The following is an 8,156-nucleotide window of genomic DNA, read 5'->3' as shown; positions in this document are numbered from 1 at the left end:
GAAGAATAGGGAACTATTTATGTAAAAAAAATCCCCAAGCTGAGCTTGGGGATTTTTTTTGTTATTAGTTCTAAAAAAGTCCGTGAATTTCAGCATCTATTTTGTTAATCACCTCGCCCAGATGTTCGGGATTATCAACAAAATCTAATTGATCTACATCAACTACCAATAAATTGCCTTTTTCATAACCATGTGCCCATGCTTCATATCGCTCGTTCAACCGGCTTAGATAATCAATAGAGATAGAATTTTCATAATCTCTTCCTCGTTTGTGAATCTGGTTCACCAAATTGGGGATTGAACTTCTCAGGTAAATAAGAAGATCCGGAGGTTGTACAAGACTTTCCATAAGTTCAAAAAGGCTGGAGTAGTTGCTAAAATCCCTATTGGTCATTAATCCCATGGCATGCAAATTAGGTGCAAAAATATGGGCGTCTTCGTAAATAGTTCTGTCCTGGATTATATTTTTCCCCGATTCCCGGATCTTTAGTATTTGTCTGTACCTGCTATTTAAAAAATAAATCTGCAGGTTAAAACTCCAACGCTCCATTTGGTTGTAAAAATCATCCAAATACGGATTGTCTACTACATCTTCAAAATGTGCCTCCCATCTGTAATGTTTCGCTAAAAGCCTGGTGAGGGTAGTTTTTCCGGCTCCTATATTTCCAGCAACGGCAATATGCATATAGTGTTTAAATTAATGGTTGGTGTCTTAAATTTAAGAGAAACACAATATACAAAGTATCTTCTGGAAGAGAAAAAATAGTTGTTGAAATACGAGAGATAATTATATATTATCAAAATTTTTATTTCAATTGCATTTATGTACTTTTGTTTCCATTGAATAAGAGGAAGGATTTGACTGATTGCAACCTCTTATGCAGAACCCATTTTAAGATCAGGTAAAAGTACTTTTTTGATGATCATAAAAGTTTTGCAAAAGAAAAAATGCTAAAGCAGTTTCTGCAGATCAATCTGAGTTGTAAACTTCTTTTTTAAGCGTCCGTCAAATCAATTTAATTTTTTTTAAAAAAGTAAAATTTATGGCCTATTTGTTTACTTCGGAATCTGTTAGTGAAGGACATCCTGATAAGATAGCAGATCAGATTAGCGATGCATTATTGGATAATTTTTTAGCCTTTGACCCTGAAAGCAAGGTGGCTTGTGAAACCTTGGTGACTACAGGTCAGGTTATATTGGCTGGGGAAGTTAAAAGTCATACCTACGTAGATCTGCAACAAATAGCCCGAGATGTTATAAACAAGATTGGTTATACCAAAGGTGAGTATCAGTTTAGTGGAGATTCATGCGGAGTCATCTCATTAATTCACGAGCAGTCCAAAGAAATAAATCAGGGTGTAGATCGCGGAAATAAAGAAGACCAGGGTGCGGGTGATCAGGGTATGATGTTCGGTTATGCGACCAACGAAAGTGAAAATTATATGCCATTGGCATTGGATATTTCACATAGAATACTTGAGGAACTATCCCTGTTAAGAAAGGAAAAAAATGAGATAACTTATTTGAGACCTGATGCTAAAGCCCAGGTTACCATAGCGTATTCGGACGATAATATACCTGTTAGAATTGATACTATAGTCATATCTACTCAGCATGATGAGTTTGACAAGGATGACACTAAAATGTTATCAAAAATTAAAGAAGACCTTATTACTATTTTAATACCCAGAGTTATAGCAAAGTTACCACAGCGCGCCCAGAGCTTGTTTAACGATAAGATTACATACCATATCAATCCTACCGGTAAATTTGTAATTGGAGGGCCCCATGGGGATACCGGTTTAACAGGAAGAAAAATTATTGTGGATACTTATGGAGGTAAAGGTGCCCACGGGGGAGGTGCTTTCAGTGGAAAGGACCCCAGTAAAGTTGACCGCAGCGCAGCTTATGCGGCAAGGCATGCAGCAAAAAATTTGGTTGCAGCTGGAGTTGCTGATGAAATCTTGGTACAGGTAAGTTATGCTATTGGACTGGCGGAGCCTACTTCTATTTTTGTAAATACTTATGGAACCTCAAAGGTGGCTTTGAGCGATGGCGAAATAGCCCGGAAAGTATCTGAACTATTTAAAATGAGACCTTTTGATATAGAAGAACGACTTAAATTAAGAAATCCTATTTACTTAGAAACAGCGGCCTATGGACACTTTGGGAAAGAACCAAGAATGGTGTCAAAAGTATTTGAATCCCCTTATAATGGTAAGGTAGAAAAAACTGTGGAGTTATTCACATGGGAGAAATTAAATATGATCGATGAGGTAAAATTTGCATTCAATTTGTAATTTTTTACGCAAATAATAGGAATTTCAGTTTTTCCATACTTATATTTGCTTTCACTAAGTTCAATCACTTGTTGAAAAGTTATCAAGAAAGGTGGAGGGAATAGACCCTTTGAAGCCTTAGCAACCCTTTGTCTCTCGCGCGAAGAAGGTGCTAAATTCTATCACATGAAAATTGTGACAGATAACATAAAAGAATTACCAGTGGTAATTTTTCTTTCTTAATAACATTTTAATATTTCCTGTCTGCTTATAATAGCACTTAGGTTTGGATTGTACGGAATTATATATTTAAGGACGATATGAAGATCGTTTTGAAAACAATTTGTATTAAGAACCAGTATTCATTTTGAATACATAGAAACAAACATCATGAGTGAACACAAATTTTCTACCAATGCATTACATGCTGGTCATGACACAACGCTAAATGCTGGTACCCGGGCAGTGCCAATTTATCAAAGTACGGCCTATGTATTTAACGATTCTGAACATGCAGCTAATTTATTTTCTTTAGCGGAGTTCGGTAATATATATACCAGAATAAACAATCCTACGAATGATATTTTAGAACAACGGCTTGCTGCACTGGAAGGTGGTATTGCTTCAGTTGTAACTTCTTCGGGAACAGGAGCTATTAATACGGCCCTTTTAGTTCTCTTGAAATCAGGAGATCATATTGTGGCTTCCAATAGCCTATATGGGGGGACTTATAATTTATTGAGTGTTACCCTACCCCGTTTTGGGATTACCACAACATTTGTTGACCCTTCAGATACGTCAAATTTCGGGAAGGCTGTAAAGGAGAATACACGCGCAATTTTTGTAGAGTCACTGGGAAATCCAAAGTTGGATGTTCTTGATTTAAAAGCTATATCAGCAGAAGCAAAGGCTGCCAAAATTCCTTTCATTGTTGATAATACCGTGGCAACACCAGCCTTGTTAAATCCGATTGAGCATGGAGCCAATATTGTAATTCATTCTCTTACTAAATATATTAATGGCAATGGTACAGCACTTGGTGGTGCAGTAATAGATGCCGGAACCTTTGATTGGGCAAACGGAAAATTTCCTGAATTTACAGAACCTTCGGCAGGATATCACGGTTTAGTATATCATGATGCATTGGGGCCGGCTGCATTTATTGCTAAGGTTAGAATCGAAGGTTTAAGGGATCATGGTGCTTGTCTGAGTCCATTTAATGCCTTTCAAATAATCCAAGGTCTGGAAACTCTTGAAATACGCATGAAAAAGCATAGTGATAGTGCGCTTGAATTGGCTGAATGGCTCGAAGGCCGGGATGAAGTTACCTGGGTCAATTATCCCGGCCTAAAAAGCAGTAAGTATTTCGCCGAGGCAGAAGCATATTTGCCAAAAGGACAAAGTGGTTTAATAACATTTGGTGTTAAAGGGGGATATGATTCCGCAAGGAAAATAGCTGACGGAACCCAAATCTTTTCCTTGTTGGCCAATATAGGCGATACTAAATCATTGATAATTCATCCGGCAAGTACAACGCATCAACAATTAGATGATGCAGCACAAGAATCAACAGGGGTCACTAAGGATTTAATACGTTTATCCGTTGGATTGGAAAATCTGGATGATCTAAAAGCCGATCTGAAACAGGCTTTTGCAACAATTGATAAATCTGTTCTGGCATAATTATCAAAACAATACTGATATAGGCTGAGTGGGGCGTTTCACTCATTGTAGAAACCGATCTGCTCGGCTTTAATTGACATTAATTGCATGAAAGACCTGAATATATCACTTCAAAAAATTGAAATTCCTAAGTATAAAACTTATGGTGGCGTTGTGCAAGATATTGAGTTATCCTATCAATTGTTTGGTAAAGACTTGCACACCGCACCTATTGTAGTAGTGAATCATGCCCTTACGGGAAATTCTAATGTTGCAGGGCAGGATGGTTGGTGGGCTTCATTGATTGGAGATGATAAATGTATTGACACAAAGAAATATACTGTCTTGGCTTTCAATATCCCCGGTAACGGATATGACGGATTTGTGGTTGACAATTATAAAGAATTTGTGGCTGGTGATATCGCCAGAATATTTCTTCAGGGATTGAAAGAGCTCAATATAGATCGTATTTATGCTCTTATTGGGGGTTCATTAGGAGGTGGAATTGCATGGGAAATGGCGGCGATAAATCCATTACTAACGGAACATTTGATTCCTGTGGCAGCTGACTGGAAATCAACAGATTGGCTTATTGCCAATTGTCAGATTCAGGAACAGTTTCTTGTAAATTCTAAGCAACCTGTGCACGATGCCAGGATGCATGCTATGCTGTGTTACAGAACTCCACAGTCTTTTAAAGCAAGGTTTCAAAGGAGCACTAATGAAGAACTGCAAGTTTTTAATGTGGAAAGCTGGCTAACGCATCACGGAAAAAAGCTGAATGAAAGGTTTCAACTTTCGGCTTACAAATTAGCCAATCAATTATTAAAAACGATAGATATCACAAGGGAAGGTGAAGATGCATTTATCAATCTTCAAAACAGCAAAACCAATATACATATTATAGGGGTAGATTCTGATCTTTTTTTTACAGCAAATGAGAATAAAGATACTTTTAAACAGTTAGCTCAGGTAAAAAGCAATGTCACCTATGGTGAAATTCAATCCTTACATGGTCATGATGCATTTTTGATTGAATTTGAACAAATGCAGCAATTGCTCAAAGGAGTTTTTGATGCTAATGGAAAATCCGAGAGGATAAAAATTTTAAAATTTGGCGGCAAGTCACTTTCCAATGGAGAAGGCCTGGGAAGGGTACTGGATATTATAACCCGTAAAGTCCAAAATGGAGAAAACATTGCAGTGGTTTTATCGGCTCGCGAAAAAGCAACAGATCAATTAGAAGCTATATTAAATAAGGCTGCAAAGGGATTGGATTATCGCGAAGATTTTGAAAATTTTGAAAGATATCAGAAACATACTTTTAAAAATATAAACCTTTCAGAAGAATTCCTGGAATTGGTGAAATTATTTGAAGGAGTTGCTTTGCTAGGTGACTATAGTGCTAAAATTAAAGATCAGGTTCTGGCCTATGGAGAATTAATATCAGGTAAGTTGATCACAAAATTACTTATTGGAGAAGGAATTAATGCAAAATTACTCGATAGCCGCCGACTTATAAAAACAGATGATTCTTTCGGGAATGCCAAGTTAATGGAAGATGTATCCAGGGAAAATGTAATTCATGAATTTTCGAAATTAAAGCCAGATGAGGTTCCACTGATCACAGGTTTTATTGCTTCTACTCAGACAGATGAAACAACAACACTAGGACGTAATGGCAGTAATTATAGCGCTTCTTTAATTGCTAACTTTTTGGATGCGGAAGAATTGCAAAATTTTACTCATGTAGATGGTATTTTCACAGCGAACCCGGAATTTGTTTCTGAAGCACAGAGAATTGAGCAATTGTCATATGGGGAGGCGAACGAACTTGCTAATTTTGGAGCAACCATTTTACACGCAAAGACCATTATTCCCCTTATCGAAAAGAATATTCCATTGAGGATACTCAATACTTTTAATAATGATAATGAAGGTACCCTTATCAGTGCCAAATCCAGCAAAGAAGGAATAAAATCATTGTCTGCTATTGAAAATGAAGCTTTAATTAATCTCGAGGGGAGAGGCTTGTTAGGGAAGGTAGGAATTGATGCACGTATTTTCAGGACCCTTAGCCAAAATAATATAAGTGTAAGTATCATCTCCCAGGGCTCTTCTGAGAGAGGAATTGGATTAGTGGTTAGCTCGGAGAAAGCGCATTTGGCGAAAAGGGCATTGGAAATGGAGTTTGAAAGCGATTTTCAATCGCGTGATATTAATACAATAACTATTGTAAGCGAAGTTTCAGTCATCTCTATAGTGGGTCAGGACCTTAGCACTTTTCACAAGCCTTATAATGCTCTGATCAAGAATCAAATAGTTCCTTTATTGTTTAATAATACAATTTCAGGAAAGAATGTAAGCCTGGTGGTTAAGAAATCGGATCTTCACAAAGCGCTAAACGTAGTGCATGGCCAAATTTTTGGAATTAGCAAAAAAGTGAATCTGGCTATTTTTGGACATGGAAATGTTGGTGGCACTTTGGTAGATCAGATTTTAGCTTCGAGGAAGGGAATTGAGGAGAGAAAGGGCATCAACCTAAATATTTTTGCCCTGGCTAATTCAAAAAACTTACTCTTAAATAAAGAAGGTATTTCTAAAAAATGGGTGGAGGAAATTAATGAGAAGGGGATTCCTTATACGCTGGATCATATTTTTGATTATGCCAAAATACATCATCTTGAAAATTTAATTGCCATAGATAATACTGCAAGCCAGGATTTTGTGGCCAATTATTTTGATTTTATTGAAAATGGATTTGATCTGGTATCCTCAAATAAAATAGCTAATACCCTGGGATTTGATTACTACAGATTGATAAGGGATGAGTTGGCAAAAAAACAGAAACAATACCTTTATGAAACGAATGTAGGTGCAGGATTACCTCTAATAGATACAATAAAGCTTTTACATTTATCGGGTGAAAATATTACACGAATTAAAGGTGTTTTTTCAGGGTCTTTAAGCTATATTTTTAATACATTTTCCGAAGAGGACATTTCCTTTTCCACGATTTTAAAAACAGCCATTTCAAATGGATTTACAGAGCCAGATCCAAGAGAGGATTTATCCGGTAACGATGTGGGTAGAAAGTTGTTGATATTAGCACGTGAATTGGAACTCGAAAATGAATTTGATGATATTTCAATTCAAAATCTTATACCACTATCTCTCCGTAAGGGAAATGTGCAGGAATTCTTGAATGGATTTGATGTCCTGGATGATTTTTTTAGTAAAATAAAGGACAGTCAGGAGCCGAATCATGTACTCCGCTATGTTGGGGATTTATTTGGTGATTTACAGAAAGAAAAAGGAAATCTGGAAGTAAAACTGATATCAGTCCCAAGGGAGAGTGCCTTAGGGCAGGTTAAAGGTTCTGACTCCATTATTGAGATTTATACCGAGTCATATGGCGAACATCCATTGGTGATTCAGGGTGCAGGAGCAGGTGCTGCCGTAACCGCTCGAGGGGTTTTTGGAGATGTTTTACGTATTGCAGAAAAAATATGATTATTTTTTAAATAAGCCGGCTAATAGAAAAAGATGAAGAATAAGAAATTTGAAACTGAGGCGATACGTACACAAATAGAACGTTCACAGTTTTTGGAACATTCAAGCCCGATGTACCTTACATCCAGTTTTATTTTTGAGGACAGTGAAGATATGAGGGCTTCCTTTGCTGAAGAAAAAGAGCGAAATATTTATTCTAGATATTCCAATCCTAATTCATCAGAGTTTATAGAAAAAGTATGTAAAATGGAAGGAGCAGAGGATGGATTTGCTTTCTCCTCGGGGATGTCGGCTGTTTTTTCAACCTTTGCCGCTTTGTTAAATAGCGGCGATCATATTATTTCCGCACGAAGTATTTTTGGTTCAACCCATAGCCTTTTCACTCAGGTTTTTCCAAAATGGAATATTAGCCACAGCTATTTTAAAATTGGGGAATTAGAAAAATTAGAAAAACTACTTACACCAAAAACCAAAATACTCTTTGCGGAATCCCCAACAAATCCAGGTGTTGATATTCTGGACCTTGAAGCACTTGGCAGGTTTTCAAAAAAGCACAATCTTATAATGATTGTCGATAATTGCTTTGCTTCACCCTATTTGCAACAGCCCATAGAATTTGGAGCCGATCTTGTAATTCATTCCGGCACAAAACTGATGGATGGACAGGGTAGGGTATTGGCGGGTATTACCGTTGGTAAAAGG

General features: G+C 37.1%; 5 protein-coding genes and 1 riboswitch. Of the genes, 4 read left to right on the top strand and 1 reads right to left on the bottom strand.

What is annotated here, in order from left to right:
• Positions 1 to 70: 70 nt before the first annotated feature.
• Positions 71 to 685, bottom strand: a complete 615-nt coding sequence (locus tag WBN20_RS10345; RefSeq protein WP_424281626.1) for a deoxynucleoside kinase — start codon at positions 683 to 685, stop codon at positions 71 to 73.
• 358 nt (positions 686 to 1,043) lie between these two features.
• Here WBN20_RS10345 and metK point away from each other — a divergent pair, with 358 nt between their 5' ends.
• The 4 genes from metK to WBN20_RS10325 all read left to right on the top strand — a co-directional run.
• Positions 1,044 to 2,300, top strand: a complete 1,257-nt coding sequence (gene metK / locus WBN20_RS10340) for a methionine adenosyltransferase (protein WP_424281625.1) — start codon at positions 1,044 to 1,046, stop codon at positions 2,298 to 2,300.
• 76 nt (positions 2,301 to 2,376) lie between these two features.
• A riboswitch (SAM riboswitch) is annotated at positions 2,377 to 2,488 on the top strand.
• Positions 2,489 to 2,669: 181 nt separating this feature from the next.
• Entirely contained in the window at positions 2,670 to 3,962 is a 1,293-nt protein-coding gene (locus WBN20_RS10335) for an O-acetylhomoserine aminocarboxypropyltransferase/cysteine synthase family protein (RefSeq protein ID WP_424272143.1), read from the top strand.
• Between the two features lie 87 nt (positions 3,963 to 4,049).
• Positions 4,050 to 7,454 carry a bifunctional aspartate kinase/homoserine dehydrogenase I gene (thrA, locus tag WBN20_RS10330; protein ID WP_424281624.1) on the top strand — a complete coding sequence of 1,135 codons (3,405 nt, stop codon included), beginning with the start codon at positions 4,050 to 4,052 and terminating at the stop codon, positions 7,452 to 7,454.
• A gap of 33 nt (positions 7,455 to 7,487) precedes the next feature.
• A partial coding sequence (locus tag WBN20_RS10325; RefSeq protein ID WP_424281623.1) for a trans-sulfuration enzyme family protein occupies positions 7,488 to 8,156 on the top strand: 669 nt, incomplete at its 3' end.

The organism is Eudoraea sp., assembly GCF_049665975.1.
Classification (GTDB): Bacteria; Bacteroidota; Bacteroidia; order Flavobacteriales; family Flavobacteriaceae; genus Eudoraea.
Note: the sequence above shows the minus strand (reverse complement) of the source record. Positions and strands in the feature narration are given on the sequence as shown.